The organism is Streptomyces cacaoi (assembly GCF_006539165.1).
GTDB classification, from domain to species: domain Bacteria; phylum Actinomycetota; class Actinomycetes; order Streptomycetales; family Streptomycetaceae; genus Streptomyces; species Streptomyces cacaoi.
On sequence record NZ_BJMM01000018.1, the window covers coordinates 60,108 to 73,231 of the forward strand.

Here is a 13,124-nt window from a genome sequence, read left to right on the forward strand (position 1 = left end):
AGCGGCACGCGCGGTGACGCACGACGGCTGCTGGGGCCGGTGCGTCCGATTCGTTCAAGACCGGTCCGCCGGCGGGCACTTAGCGTGCGGGCATGACACCACGCTTCGACCTCATCGGTATCGTCACCGCCGACATGGCGGCCTCCCTCGCCTTCTACCGGCGGCTCGGCCTCGCACTGCCCCCGGAGGCGGACGGGGCCCCGCATGTGGAGGCACAGTTGCCGGGCGGGCTGCGCCTCGCCTGGGACACCGAGGGCGTGGTCCGCTCCTTCGACCCGGAATGGACGGCTCCGCCCCGGGGGCAGAGCCGGATCGGCCTGGCCTTCCGGTGCGACTCCCCTGCGGACGTCGACGCGTGCTGGACCGAGCTGACCGACGCCGGATACCGGGGACACCACGCGCCGTGGGACGCCGATTGGGGCCAGCGGTACGCGACCGTGCTCGATCCGGACGGCAACACCGTCGACCTGTTCGCACCGCTGTCCTGACGGCGGTTCCGCACCGCCCGGCGCTGTCGGGCCGGAACACCGCCGGGGGCCGCGCTCAGCCACCGCCGGGCCCCGGACGCTCCCGGGACCGGCCGCCGCCCGGGCCCGGCGCGGCGGCCGTCGGCGACGCCGGGCGCAGCAGCACGGTGACGGGTACGCCGGCCAACGCCCGTATCTCGCGGGACAGATGGGCCTGGTCGGCGTAGCCGGCGCGCAGGGCCGTCCCCGCCAGCGGCAGGCCCGCACGGGCGAGGTCGAGTGCGCGGTGCATGCGCAGGATCCGGGCGAGGGTCTTGGCTCCGTAGCCGAAGGCGTCCAGGCAGCGGCGGTGCAGCTGGCGCTCGCTCAGCCCGGCCTGCCACGCCGTCCCGCCGACGCTCTCGCCCCGGCGCGCCGCCGCCACGACGGCGTCGACGAGCGCCCGCCGCCGCGGCTCGGCATCCGGCCCGCGCCCGGCGGCCAGCCGGCCGGCGGCCACCGCCTCCAGCAGGCGGCCCGGATCGGCCCCGGCCGCGAGACGGCCGTGCAGCCGGCGCACCTCGGCGGCCGGCCACAGCGCGTCGAGCGGCACCCGCCGGTCGCGCAGTTCACGGGCGGGGACGCCGAACACGCGGGGACCGGTGCCGGGCGGCAGCCGCAGCCCGGTGACGGGTGCGCCGCCCGCGTCGGTGGTCAGGTAGGCGCGGCTGTCCGGCCCGGCGACGGTGAGGGTGCCCTGCCACACCAGCAGGTCCATGCAGCCGTCGGGCAGCACGCGCCCGGTGGCGCCGGGCCCGTCCGGCGTGCTCGTCCACAGCGTGGCGCCGGGCAGCCGTGCGCCGCGTTCCTCGTACATGGCTTCCAGCATGCCGCGACCGACCGACAACGGCCCGGCGGCGATCCCGACGGGCCCGCGCCGGGCGGCGGTTGGCAAGGGCGGGCTCACCCGGCCCCGGCGGCGGCCCGGTGTTCGGCGGGGCTCACCCCGCGCAGCCGTTTGAAGGCGGCGCTGAGCGCGAAGCCGTCGGCGTAGCCGACCTTGCGGGCGACCGTGCCGAGCGTCGCGTCCGGCTCACGCAGCAGGCGCGCGGCCATGTCGATGCGCCGGCGCGCGAGATAGGTCATCGGGGGCTCGCCCACCAGCCCGGTGAACCGCCGCGCCAGTCCCGCCCGGGAGACCCCGGCCCCGGCGGCGAGCGAGGCCACCGTCCAGCCGTGCGCGGGCTGTTCGTGCAGCAGCCGCAGCGCGGTGCCGACGACCGGGTCGGCCTGGGCGCGGTACCAGGCGGGCGCGTCCGCCTCGGGGCGTGCGAACCAGGCACGCAGCACGGAGATCAACAGCAGGTCCAGCAGCCGGTCCAGCACCAGTTGCTGGCCGGGCGCGTCCTTGACGACCTGATCGGCGACGACGGCCAGCAGATCCGCGTCCCACTCGGCCGCGCGCAGCACCAGCACGGGCGGCAGGGTGGCCGGCAGCCGGCTGCCCAGATCGCCCCGGAGCTGGTAGTTGCCGGTGAGCACCAGGGTGGGGGCGTCCGGGCTGCGGCCCCAGGTGCGCACGCCCAGTTCGAGCTGCTCGCACATGTCGACACCGTCGGGGGTGGTGCAGCAGTCCCCGGGCTGGACGACGAGGTCCGGCTCGGTGTCCGGCGCGTCCGCCAGCACATAGGGCAGGGGCCCGCGCAGCACCGCCACGTCCCCGGGCTCCATCCGGACCGGCTCCGGCTCCGGCCCGGGCAGCACCCAGCCGGACCCGCGCACCAGGGCGGCCAGCGACAGCGGCGCACCGTCCTGCACCCGTACCGCCCAGGGCGGCGCGAACAGCGCACGGTGGAAGGCCCCGCCCCTGGCCCGGGCGTCCTCCAGCACACCGGTCAGCGCCTCGGTGAGCGGATCCTCCGACTGCGCCCGCTCCTCCGGCCGCTTCCCTTCCCGCTGTTGCTGCTGCTGTTTCCGGTGTTGCGGCTGCTCCGGATGCCCCTGGTGCTCCTGGTACTCCTGGTGCCCCTGCTGTTCCCGGTACGCCCGCCGCTCGCGCTGCTCCCGCTTCCGCTGCCGCACGGTCCTCCCCTCCCCCGGGCCGTCGGCGGCCCGACCACCCGACCGGCCCGGCCGCCGGCCGCCCGCTGGACGGCAGCCTACGGGCGGTGCCCGGGTCCGGGGCGCCGGCCGGACGTGTGCGGGGCCGGTGACACTACCGGCATGGACCTGCTGTCTCTGCGCTACTTCCAGGCCGTGGCCCGCCACCAGCACATCAGCCGTGCCGCGGAGGAACTCCGGGTGGCCCAGCCGTCGGTGAGCCGGACCGTCATCCGGCTCGAAGCCGAGCTGGGCGTCCCGCTGTTCGACCGGCGGGGGCGCAGCGTCCGGCTCAACGCGCACGGCGCTGCCCTTCTGCGCCGGGTGGACCGTGCGCTGGCCGAACTCGACGACGCCCGGCGGGAGATGACCGACGCCGCGGGCGGAGCACCGGGCCGGGTCGCCGTCGCCGCCGAGACGCTGCTCCAGCTCGCCGGGGTGCTGTCCGCCTTCCGGGCACGCCGCCCCGGCGCGACGGTACGCCTGTTCCAGGCACCGGTGGACTCGATGCGGCAGCACCTGCGCACGGCCGAGGTGGACTTCGCACTGGCCTCCCAGCCGCTGGCCGGGCCCGAGCTGTGCACCAGTCGGCTGGCGCGGGAAGAGGTGCTGCTCGCCGTGCCGTGGACACATCCGCTGGCGGCCCGCGACCGCGTGACGGTGGCCGAACTGGCCGGCGAGGGCTTCGTCAGCACCCGCCCCGGCCACTGGCAACGCGTCCTGCTGGAGCGTCTGTTCGCCCGGGAGGGACTCGCCCCGCAGGTGGTGTGCGAGGGGGACGAGGCCGCGGCGACGCCCGAACTCATCGGTGCCGGGGTGGGGATCGGCCTGATGCCGGCCGTCGCCCGCCGCTCCCTGGGCGAGCACGGCCCGGTGTCCTGGCTGCGGCTCGATGCCGCCGACTGCCACCGGACACTGACCCTGGTGTGGCGCCGGGACGCCTATCTCTCGCCCGCCGCACGGGAGTTCCGCCGGCTGGCCGGTGAGCTGCTCATGCCCGACGGGCCATGAGCACATGACGGAACCGGTCGTGGAAGCGGGGCCGGGCCCGGCCCTAGCGTCGTCGGCGTCCACCGCTGCCGGGCAGCCGCTGGCCAGCCGCCGGTCCGGACGAGGGAGCTGCCGATGACGAACCGACGCACCGCCGCCGAGGACACCACCGCCGGGGCAGCGGAAACAGCCGCCGGGACGGGGGTGTTCGAGAGCTATGTGGAGGCCGTCCTGCGGGTGCTGGCCGCGCGGCCGTCCCGTGCGGTCGTCACGGCCGCCGACGGTACGGAGATCACCGCGGGGCGGTTGCACGGCCGCGTCCTGCGGCTCGCCGGGGAGCTGGCGGAGCGCGGGGTGGCCCGGGGGACCACGGTGTCCCTGCTCGCCGGCAACACCGCCGAGGCCCTCGTCGCGCGCTACGCCGTCAATCTGGCCGGTGCCCGGGTGGTCGTCCTCTACGAGGGCACGAGCGCGGCCGTCATGGCCCGGCTGATGGCGAGCGTGGACTGCTCCCTGCTGCTGGCGGACGAGGCGAACGGGCCCGTCGTCAGCGAACTGCTCGGGCTGTTCGACGCCCCGCACGCGCACGGCGACGCCCCGGAGCCGTCCGCAGCGCCGCGTGTGCTCTCGCTGGGCCCGGGCGGCTTCGCCGAGGACGTGCTGGCCGCCGCTGCCCGGCGTCCGGCGCTGCCGACGAGAGCCCGGGTGGGTCCGGACGACGACTGGTGCATCCGGCACACCGGCGGAACCACCGGAATCCCCAAGGGCGTCCGGATGTCCCACGGTTCCTACCGGCGGAGCCTGGAGCGCCCGCTCCCCGGCGCCGGCGTCCCGCTCCGCTATCTGGCCTGTACCTCGCTCGCCCACCTCGCGGGGGTCTTCGCCGACACGGCGCTCCTGCACGGCGGTTCGGTCGTGCTGCGGCCCGGTTTCGAGCCGGGGGACACGCTGGCCGCGATCGCCCGCGAACGCGTCACCGACACCTGGCTGCTGCCGCCGCTGCTCCACCGGTTGCTCGACCACCCGGACCTGCCCCGCACCGATCTGTCCAGCCTGCGCCGGATCAGCTACGGCGGCACCGCCGCCTCACCGTCCCGGCTGCGGCGCGCGGCCGAGGTGCTGGGGCCCGTGCTGTACGCGCTGTACGGGCAGACCGAGACGCAGCTCATCGCCGAGGCGGGCCCGGAGGAGCTGTCCAGGCCGGGCCCCGACGGACAGCTCACCGTCGGCCGGGCCCTGCCGGATGTGGAGCTGCTCGTCCGGGACGCCGACGGCACGGCCCTGCCGCCCGGTGAGCAGGGGGAGATCCTGGTGCGCTCGCCCACTGTGATGCGGGGCTACTGGAACCAGCCCGAGCTGACCGCCGAGGTGCTGTCCGAGGACGGCTGGGTCCGCACGGGCGACATCGGCCACCTGGACGAGGACGGCCGTCTCTACCTCGTGGACCGGCTCAAGGACACCATCGTGGTCGTCGGCGGCCATGTTCACCCGGCGGAGCTGGAGGAGCTGCTGCTGAGCCGTGCCGACGTCGCCCAGTGCGCGGTGTTCGGCAGCAGGGACGAGGACGCGGTGGAGCGGGTGCACATCGCCGTGGTGCCCGCTGCCGGAGCCCGCCCGACGCCGCAGGAGCTGAGCGCTTTCGTCACCGCGCGCAAGGGACGGTTGTACACCCCGGCCACGGTGCGGCTGCTGCCCTCCCTGCCCCTGACGCCCGCGGGCAAGCCGGACAAGCAGCTGCTGCGCTCCCGGCTCGCGGGGTGAGCGGCAGCGCGGGCGCGGGGCGGGCTCCCCGGTTGCGGTGTGCGGTGTGGGCGGCACGATGGGGGAATGGATGACGTCACCGCACTGGCGGCCGAGCACATGGCGCTGGCGAGGAACGATCCGCACGGGCGCAGCGCACACCTGTTCCTGCACGACGGTCCGCTGCGGCAGTCGGTGATCGCGCTCACGGAGGGCTCGGAGCTGAACGAGCACAACACCCCGCCCGCCGCGAGCATCCATGTGCTCCAGGGCCGCATCCGGCTCACCGAGGGCTCCGCCGACCAGGACATCGGCGCCGGCCAGATCCAGCGTGTGCCGCCGCTGCGGCACGGGATCCTCGCGCTGGAGGACGCCGTCTTCCTGCTGACCGCCGTCACCGAGACGGAGCCGGCGTGAGCCGGCGCTGCCCCGGCGGGCGGGCCGGCGCGGGCGTCAGCCGCGGGCCGACCGCGCCGTCCCGGCCGCGCGCCACTCCGCGACGCGGTGCAGCACGGAGCGCAGCGCCAGTTCGTATCCGAAGTCGCCGTGGCCGGAGACCATGCCCTGGCAGACCGGCGCCGTCACGGAGGTGTGCCGGAAGGTCTCGCGCGCGTGGACGTTGGAGATGTGCACCTCGACGCAGGGCACCCCGAGTCCGGCGACGGCCTCCAGGGCGTCCCGCAGCGCGTAGCTGTAGTGCGCGTAGGCGCCGGGGTTGAAGACGATGCCGTCGTCACCGGTCCGGGTGGAGTGCACCAGGTCGATGAGCGCGCCCTCGCTGTTGCTCTGCGCACACCGCACCTCGGCGCCCAGTTCGGCGCCGAGCGCGGTGGTGCGCTCCTCGATGTCGCGCAGTGTGGTGCTGCCGTAGGTGGCGCGGTCGCGTTCGCCCAGGAGGTTCAGATTGGGCCCGTGCAGCAGGAGGATGCGGGCCGGGGAGGCCGAGGACGCCGAGGACACCGGGGACGCCGGGGACGGTGCGGGGTTCGCGTTCATGGCGGCAGCCTAGGCCGTGCCGTCGGCCCCTCCCCCGGCCGGTGGGTGTGCGGTGGCCGATCGGTGGGGGCCCGGTGAGGACCCGGTGGCGTGCCGGTGGCGGGGCGGCGGCGGGGCCGTGAGGTGCGCACCGCCGACCTCGACCGGCACCGGACGGGCGGCTAGCCTCCTGACGCACGGGGCCACGGAGCGTACCCGTCCGGCGGGGCGCGGCAGGGCCATCGAGCGCGGGGCGAGGAGCACGACGGCGATGGGCTGGACAGCACGGAACATGCCGGACCAGAGCGGCCGTACGGCGGTCGTGACCGGCGCGAACGGCGGGCTCGGATATGTGACGGCCAGGGAGCTGGCCCGGCGGGGCGCCAGAGTGGTGCTGGCCTGCCGCAGCGAGGAGCGGGGTGCCGCGGCGCGCGAGCGGCTGGTGCGGGAGCTGCCGGAGGCGGCGGAGCGCACACTGCTGCGCCCGCTGGATCTGGGGGATCTGTCCTCCGTGCGCGCGTTCGCCAAGGAACTGCCGGACGCGCGGGTGGATCTGCTGATCAACAACGCGGGTGTGATGGCGCTGCCGTACGGCACCACGGCGGACGGCTTCGAGACGCAGTTCGGGGTGAACCATCTGGGCCACTTCGCGCTGACCGGCCTGCTGCTGGAGCGGCTGCTCGCGGCGCCGGCACCGCGCGTGGTGACGGTCTCCAGCGGTCTGCACGCGCTGGCGAACATCGATCTGCGGGACCTCGACTCCCGTGCGCGGTACGGCCGTTGGACGGCCTACGCACGCGCCAAGACGGCGAATCTGCTGTTCACGCACGAGCTGGCACGCCGGGCGCGGCACACCGCGCTGATCGCCGCCGCGGCGCATCCCGGCTACGCGGACACCGGTCTCCAGACGGCGGGTGCCCGGCTGGAGGGCAGACGCGCGGTCGAGCGGTTCATGCGGCTGGGCAACCGGCTCGCGGCCCAGCCGGCCCGCGGGGGCGCGCTGCCGCTGCTGTACGCCGCGACGGCCCCGGAGGTCGCGCCGGACGCGTTCATCGGGCCCCGGCTGCTGGCGCGGGGCGCCCCGGTGTCCTCGCCGCGCGCCCCGTGGACGCGGGACGACCGTGCCGCCGCGCTGCTGTGGGCGGCCTCGGAGCGGCTGACCGGGGTCGGTGCGGGCGAGTACGGCGCGCTGGAGGTGGCCGCGTGATCCGGGTGCTCGTCGTCGACGACGATCCGATGGTGGCCCGGCTGCACGGCACGCTGGTCGCGCGGATGCCCGGGTTCGAGGTGGCGGGGGTCGCGCACACCGGTGCGGCGGCGCTCGCCCGGGTGCGGGAGCTGGTGCCCGATCTGGTGCTGCTGGATCTGTATCTGCCGGATCTGAACGGCCTGGAGGTGCTGCGCAGGCTGCGCGGGGACGGGGTGCCGGGCGGCGGCCCCGACGTGCTGGTGATCACCGCGGCGCGGGACGCGGCGAGCGTGCGGGCGGCGCGGCACGGCGGTGCGGTGCAGTACATCGTCAAGCCGTTCGAGGGCCGGCTGTTGAGCGAGCGGCTGGAGCGGTACGCCCGCGAGCGGCGGGAGTTCGAGCAGCTGTCGGCGCCCGGCCAGGACGAGCTGGACCGGGTGTTCGGCACCTCCCCGGCGGACGGGTCGCGCGCGCCGGGGAGCACCGCGCTGGCCACCCGCACCGGCACGGCGCTGCCGAAGGGGCTGACGGAGCAGACCTCGGCGCTGGTGCGCCGCGCCCTGGAGGAGGGTGCGGACGGTGCGGGGGTGTCGGCGTCCGAGTGCGCCGAGCGCAGCGGGCTGTCCCGGGTGAGCGCCCGGCGCTATCTGGAGCACTTCGTGGCCACCGGGACGGCCACCGTGACCCTGCGGTACGGCACGGCGGGCCGCCCGGAGCGCCGCTACCACCGGGTCGCCGGGCCGCCCGCCGCCGACGGCTGAGGGGCCTCAGCCGGAGGTGTTGCGCACCCGCTCCAGACCGGGGCCGAGGCCGAGTGCCGCCACGCGCTCCTGGAAGGCGTCGTAGCCGGTGCCGGGGGCGGGCGCGGCGGCCCACATCTTCTGCGCGAGGACGCCGAGGGTCCCCTCGACGAGCCCGTGCACGTCGAGTTCGTCGTAGTCCTCGTGCACCAGGTCGTTCCAGACGGCGAAGAGCGCGCCGTGCAGCGCGGGGTCGCCGGGCGGCACGCTCTGCCCGTCGGGGAAGACGTGCGGGGCCCACTCGTCGTAGAGGTACCGTCCGTCGAGTCCGTCGCCGTGGTAGTAGTCGGCGAACGGGACGATGTAGAGCGTGGCGTCGTTGATGTTGAGGTACTCGAAGCCGTCCTTGCGGATGGCCCGGGGGCCGTACCAGCCGTTGCTCCAGCTGTACATGCGCACGCTCTTGTCGTAGCCGTCGGCGGTGCCGCCGATCCGGCCGAGGCTGCCCCAGGCCGCCGGCTGCTTGCCGAGGCCGCGCAGATGGGCGGCCATGGCGTTGAAGTAGCCGCGGTACTGCTCGACGGGTCCGCCGTACTCGTCGGCCCCGTAGTGCACGACGGGGCTGCGGAACCAGGGCGTGAAGTGGGTGAACAGGTCCTTCATGAAGGCGGTCGCGGCCGGGTTGGCCAGGTCGAGGTGGTCCGAGGCGCCGCCGTCCAGGCCGATGTCCGGGCGGAACCGGACGAAAGCCAGAGAGTGCGCGGGCGCGTCGATCTCCGGGGTGAGGCGGACGGCGTGCAGGGCGGCGAGATCCTCGAAGCCGTCCCAGGTGGCGCGGTCGAAGGAGCCGTCGGCGGCGGCCAGTCCGGCCCAGGCGGGGTCGTCGGAGGCGAGCCGGAAGGCGCACTGTGCGCGGCTCCAGTCGCCGTCGGGCGGCTCGATCTCGTTGTCGTTGAGGTGGATCTGGAAGTCGTTGAACTTGTACCAGCTGAGCACCCGTATGTAGTCGCGGAGGAACGCGGGGGAAAACCAGCGGCGTCCGACGTCCAGCATGAAGCCGCGGCGCGCGTAGGCGGGCCAGTCGACGGCGGTGCCGGCGGGCAGCGCGTCGCCGCGCGGCGAGCCGGTGAGGATCTGCAACAGGCTCCGGGTGGCCCAGACGACGCCGGCGTAGGCGGGCCCCGTGACGCTCACATGGCGCGGGGTGACGGTGAGGCGGCTGCCCTCGTCCCGGTAGCGTTCCCCGCCGCGCGGGTGGTGGTCGGAGGGGTCGACGGCGAGCGTGATCTCCCCGGCGCGGGGCCGGTGTCCGGCGCTGCCGGGCCGGCGCAGCCGCAGTCCGGTCGTCTCCTCCAGTTCGGTGGTGAAGGCGCGGGCGAGGGCCAGCAACCGGGCGTCGCCGTGCGGGACGACGACGCGGGTGGCGGGGGTGACCTCGAACGTGCCCTGGGCGCCGGTCCATTCGCGCAGGGCGGGGACGACCGTGGGCGCCCCGGCCGGGCCCGGCGGGGTGGCGGCCGTGGCCCGTCCGGCGAGCGGCCCCCCGAGGCCGCCGGCGGCGAGCGCGGCGAACCCCGCCGTGAGGGCGCGTCTGCTGGGCCCGGTGCGGTGGAAGGTCTCGTTTTCTGTCACCACTGCCTCCGGTAGGGAACAGGAACGAACGGAAACCCACGTGCTCAGTGGTATCTACCAGTTGTTCCGGCTCCCGCAACACCCTCGGGAGCGGCGGGAATCGATCCCCGGCGCCATGCGGTCCGGAATTCCGGCGGAGATTCCGGCCGGGATTCCGGCCGGGATTCCGTCGGAGAAAAGAGGAGGGGGGCGGCACCCCCGCACGGATGCCGCCCCCTCGGTGCCGGGCCCCGGTCCGCGGGTGAGGGTTCAGGCGCGGACGTGGAGGCCCGGTGGCCGTGGGTCAGCCGTCACCGGCGGCTGCCGCGCGCCCGGCCTCCAGCCGGGCGACCGGGATGCGGAACGGCGAGCAGGAGACGTAGTCGAGCCCGGCCTCGTGGAAGAAGTGCACCGAGTCGGGGTCGCCGCCGTGTTCGCCGCACACGCCGAGCTTCAGACCGGGCCGGGAAGCGCGCCCGGCCGCGGCCGCGTCGCGGACGAGCTTGCCGACGCCGTCCTTGTCGATCGTCTCGAACGGGGAGACGCCGAAGATGCCCTTCTCCAGGTAGGCGGTGAAGAAGCTGGCCTCGACGTCGTCGCGGGAGAAGCCCCACACGGTCTGGGTGAGGTCGTTGGTGCCGAAGGAGAAGAAGTCGGCGCACTCGGCGATCTGGCCGGCCGTCAGCGCGGCACGCGGCAGTTCGATCATGGTGCCGAGCGCCAGCGTCAACTCGACGCCGTGCTCCCGCTCGACCGCAGCGATGACCTGCTCGGCCTCCTCGCGGACGATCTCCAGCTCCTGGACGGTGCCCACGAGCGGAATCATGATCTCCGCGCGCGGATCGCCCTTGGCCCCGATCCGCTCGGCCGCGGCCTCGGCGATGGCCCGCACCTGCATGGTGAACAGGCCGGGGATGACGAGCCCGAGGCGCACCCCGCGCAGCCCGAGCATCGGGTTCTGTTCGTGCAGCCGGTGCACGGCCTGGAGCAGCCGCAGTTCGTTCTCGTGCGGCTCGCGGCGCGATTCGGCCAGGGCGACCCGGACGGACAGCTCGGTGATGTCCGGCAGGAACTCGTGCAGCGGCGGGTCGAGGAGCCGGACCGTGACGGGCAGCCCGTCCATGGCCTCGAACAGCTCGACGAAGTCGTCCTTCTGCAACGGGAGGAGGGCGCCCAGCGCCTCCTTCCGCTCCACCTCGGTGTCGGCGAGGATGAGCCGCTCGACCAGCTCCCGGCGCTCACCGAGGAACATGTGCTCGGTGCGGCACAGACCGATGCCCTGGGCGCCGAACCGGCGGGCCCGGGAGGCGTCCTCGGCGTTGTCGGCGTTGGCCCGCACCCGCAGCCGGCGGACCCGGTCGGCGTAGGCCATGATCCGGTGCACGGCCTTGACCAGCTCGTCGGCGTCGTCGGCGCCGGCGTGCATCCGGCCCTCGAAGTACTCGACGACGGGGGACGGTACGACCGGCACCTCACCGGCGTAGACCTTGCCGGTGGAGCCGTCGATGGAGACGGTGTCGCCCTCGTCGATCACGGCACCGCCGGGCGCGGTCAGCCGCCGCCGCTTGGTGTCGACCTCCAGCTCCTCGGCCCCGCACACACAGGTCTTGCCCATGCCGCGGGCGACGACGGCCGCGTGCGAGGTCTTGCCGCCGCGCGAGGTGAGGATGCCCTCGGCGGCGATCATGCCGTCCAGGTCGTCGGGGTTGGTCTCGCGGCGGATGAGGATGACCTTCTCGCCGGAGCGCGACCACTTGATCGCGGTGTAGGAGTCGAAGACGGCCTTGCCGACGGCGGCTCCCGGCGAGGCGGCGATGCCCCAGCCGATCTGCTCGCCCTTGGCGCCGTTGTCGAAGCGGGGGAACATCAGCTGCGCGAGCTGGCCGCCGGTGACCCGCTTGAGGGCCTCGGGCTCGTCGATGAGCCCCTGGTCGACGAGTTGGGTGGCGATACGGAACGCGGCGGCGGCCGTGCGCTTGCCGACGCGGGTCTGGAGCATCCACAGCTTGCCGCGCTCGATCGTGAACTCGATGTCGCACAGGTCCCGGTAGTGGGTCTCCAGGGTCTCCATGATCTGCATCAGCTCGTCGTAGGACTTCTTGTCGAGCTGTTCCAGTTCGGCGAGCGGCACCGTGTTGCGGATCCCGGCGACGACGTCCTCGCCCTGCGCGTTCTGGAGGTAGTCGCCGTAGACGCCCTGCTGGCCGCTGGCCGGGTCCCGGGTGAAGGCGACGCCGGTGCCCGAGTCGGGGCCGAGGTTGCCGAAGACCATCGAGCACACGTTGACGGCCGTGCCCAGGTCGTGCGGGATGCGTTCCTGGCGGCGGTAGAGCTTGGCGCGGTCGCCGTTCCACGAGTCGAAGACCGCGCGGATGGCCAGGTCCATCTGCTCGCGCGGCTCCTGCGGGAACTCGCGGCCGGTCTCGCGGACGACGATGCCCTTGAACTCCTCGACGAGCCCGCGCAGATCGTCCGCCGTGAGGTCCACGTCGGTGGTGACGCCGCGGCTGTTCTTGGCCGTCTCCAGCGCGTCGGCGAACAGTTCGCCGTCGATGCCGAGCACGGTGTCGCCGAACATCTGGATGAGGCGGCGGTAGGAGTCCCAGGCGAACCGCTCGTCGCCGGCCTGCGCGGCCAGGCCCTCGACGGAGGCGTCGGACAGGCCGATGTTGAGGACGGTGTCCATCATGCCCGGCATCGAGAACTTCGCACCGGAGCGGACGGAGACGAGCAGCGGATCGTCGGCCTGGCCGAGCTTCTTGCCCATCTTCCCCTCCAGCGCGGCCAGATGGGAGCCGACCTCGTCGCGGAGGGCCGAAGGTGCCTCGCCCGAGGCGAGGTACGCCTTGCACGCCTCGGTGGTGATGGTGAAGCCGGGAGGGACGGGAAGGCCGAGGTTGGTCATCTCGGCGAGGTTGGCCCCTTTCCCGCCGAGGAGATCCTTGAGGTCCTTGTTGCCCTCGCTGAAGTCGTAGACGAACTTCCGCTGTTGCGCGCTCTCAGCGGCCTTCGCGTTCTCAGCGTTTTGTGTGTGAACCGGCACCGGACTCGGCTCCTCGTGGTCGGTTGCCCTGACGGCCGGGAGCGTACCCAGATCAAAGGCTTTGAGGTACGCCCAGCGGCACGTCACACGGCCGTAACCACCCATCTGCCGAGAGATCGAAAGTAACGCCGTTCCGACCGTGAATGGTGGGCCCATTCACTCCTCGAACCGAATCTCGCGTTCCGCAATCCGAGGGCTCAAATCCAGCACGGAGAGCGAGAATTGAGAACAGGAAATGAACCAAGGCTCAGTAAAAGCGCGGGCTGCTCCTTGGAGAACTACAGCTCACA

At 74.1% G+C, this 13,124-nt stretch carries 11 protein-coding genes; 6 read left to right on the top strand and 5 right to left on the bottom strand.

Annotated features, from left to right (window positions below; genetic code table 11):
* Positions 1 to 92 precede the first annotated feature (92 nt).
* On the top strand, positions 93 to 488 hold the full coding sequence (locus tag SCA03_RS17985) for a VOC family protein (RefSeq protein ID WP_086815556.1): 396 nt from the start codon (positions 93 to 95) through the stop codon (positions 486 to 488).
* A 55-nt stretch (positions 489 to 543) separates the two neighbouring features.
* Here the strand turns inward: SCA03_RS17985 and SCA03_RS17990 are convergent, their stop codons facing one another.
* Positions 544 to 1,335, bottom strand: a complete 792-nt coding sequence (locus SCA03_RS17990; protein WP_230988788.1) for a helix-turn-helix transcriptional regulator — start codon at positions 1,333 to 1,335, stop codon at positions 544 to 546.
* Positions 1,336 to 1,409: 74 nt separating this feature from the next.
* Positions 1,410 to 2,345 carry an AraC family transcriptional regulator gene (locus SCA03_RS17995; protein ID WP_030882341.1) on the bottom strand — a complete coding sequence of 312 codons (936 nt, stop codon included), beginning with the start codon at positions 2,343 to 2,345 and terminating at the stop codon, positions 1,410 to 1,412.
* A 324-nt stretch (positions 2,346 to 2,669) separates the two neighbouring features.
* Between SCA03_RS17995 and SCA03_RS18000 the strand changes: the two genes are divergently transcribed.
* The 3 genes from SCA03_RS18000 (at position 2,670) to SCA03_RS18010 (ending at position 5,693) form a co-directional block, all read left to right on the top strand.
* A complete protein-coding gene (locus tag SCA03_RS18000; protein ID WP_086815555.1) occupies positions 2,670 to 3,557 on the top strand; it encodes a LysR family transcriptional regulator in 888 nt (295 codons plus the stop codon).
* 114 nt (positions 3,558 to 3,671) lie between these two features.
* Positions 3,672 to 5,297 (top strand): class I adenylate-forming enzyme family protein, encoded by a 1,626-nt coding sequence (locus tag SCA03_RS18005; protein WP_086815554.1) that lies wholly within the window; start codon positions 3,672 to 3,674, stop codon positions 5,295 to 5,297.
* 66 nt (positions 5,298 to 5,363) lie between these two features.
* Positions 5,364 to 5,693 (top strand): cupin domain-containing protein, encoded by a 330-nt coding sequence (locus SCA03_RS18010; protein WP_030882334.1) that lies wholly within the window; start codon positions 5,364 to 5,366, stop codon positions 5,691 to 5,693.
* Positions 5,694 to 5,729: 36 nt separating this feature from the next.
* Here the strand turns inward: SCA03_RS18010 and aroQ are convergent, their stop codons facing one another.
* Positions 5,730 to 6,272 (bottom strand): type II 3-dehydroquinate dehydratase, encoded by a 543-nt coding sequence (aroQ, locus tag SCA03_RS18015; protein ID WP_230988789.1) that lies wholly within the window; start codon positions 6,270 to 6,272, stop codon positions 5,730 to 5,732.
* 250 nt (positions 6,273 to 6,522) lie between these two features.
* Between aroQ and SCA03_RS18020 the strand changes: the two genes are divergently transcribed.
* Positions 6,523 to 7,458, top strand: a complete 936-nt coding sequence (locus SCA03_RS18020) for an oxidoreductase (protein ID WP_086815553.1) — start codon at positions 6,523 to 6,525, stop codon at positions 7,456 to 7,458.
* Positions 7,455 to 8,201, top strand: coding sequence for a response regulator (locus SCA03_RS18025; RefSeq protein WP_030882327.1), 747 nt, complete (start codon positions 7,455 to 7,457; stop codon positions 8,199 to 8,201). Before SCA03_RS18020 ends, SCA03_RS18025 begins: the two co-directional genes overlap by 4 nt.
* 6 nt (positions 8,202 to 8,207) lie before the next feature.
* Here the strand turns inward: SCA03_RS18025 and SCA03_RS18030 are convergent, their stop codons facing one another.
* Together SCA03_RS18030 and ppdK are read right to left on the bottom strand one after the other, a co-directional pair.
* Entirely contained in the window at positions 8,208 to 9,812 is a 1,605-nt protein-coding gene (locus tag SCA03_RS18030) for a beta-N-acetylhexosaminidase (protein WP_086815552.1), read from the bottom strand.
* A gap of 283 nt (positions 9,813 to 10,095) precedes the next feature.
* Entirely contained in the window at positions 10,096 to 12,834 is a 2,739-nt protein-coding gene (gene ppdK / locus SCA03_RS18035) for a pyruvate, phosphate dikinase (RefSeq protein ID WP_230988790.1), read from the bottom strand.
* Positions 12,835 to 13,124 lie beyond the last annotated feature (290 nt).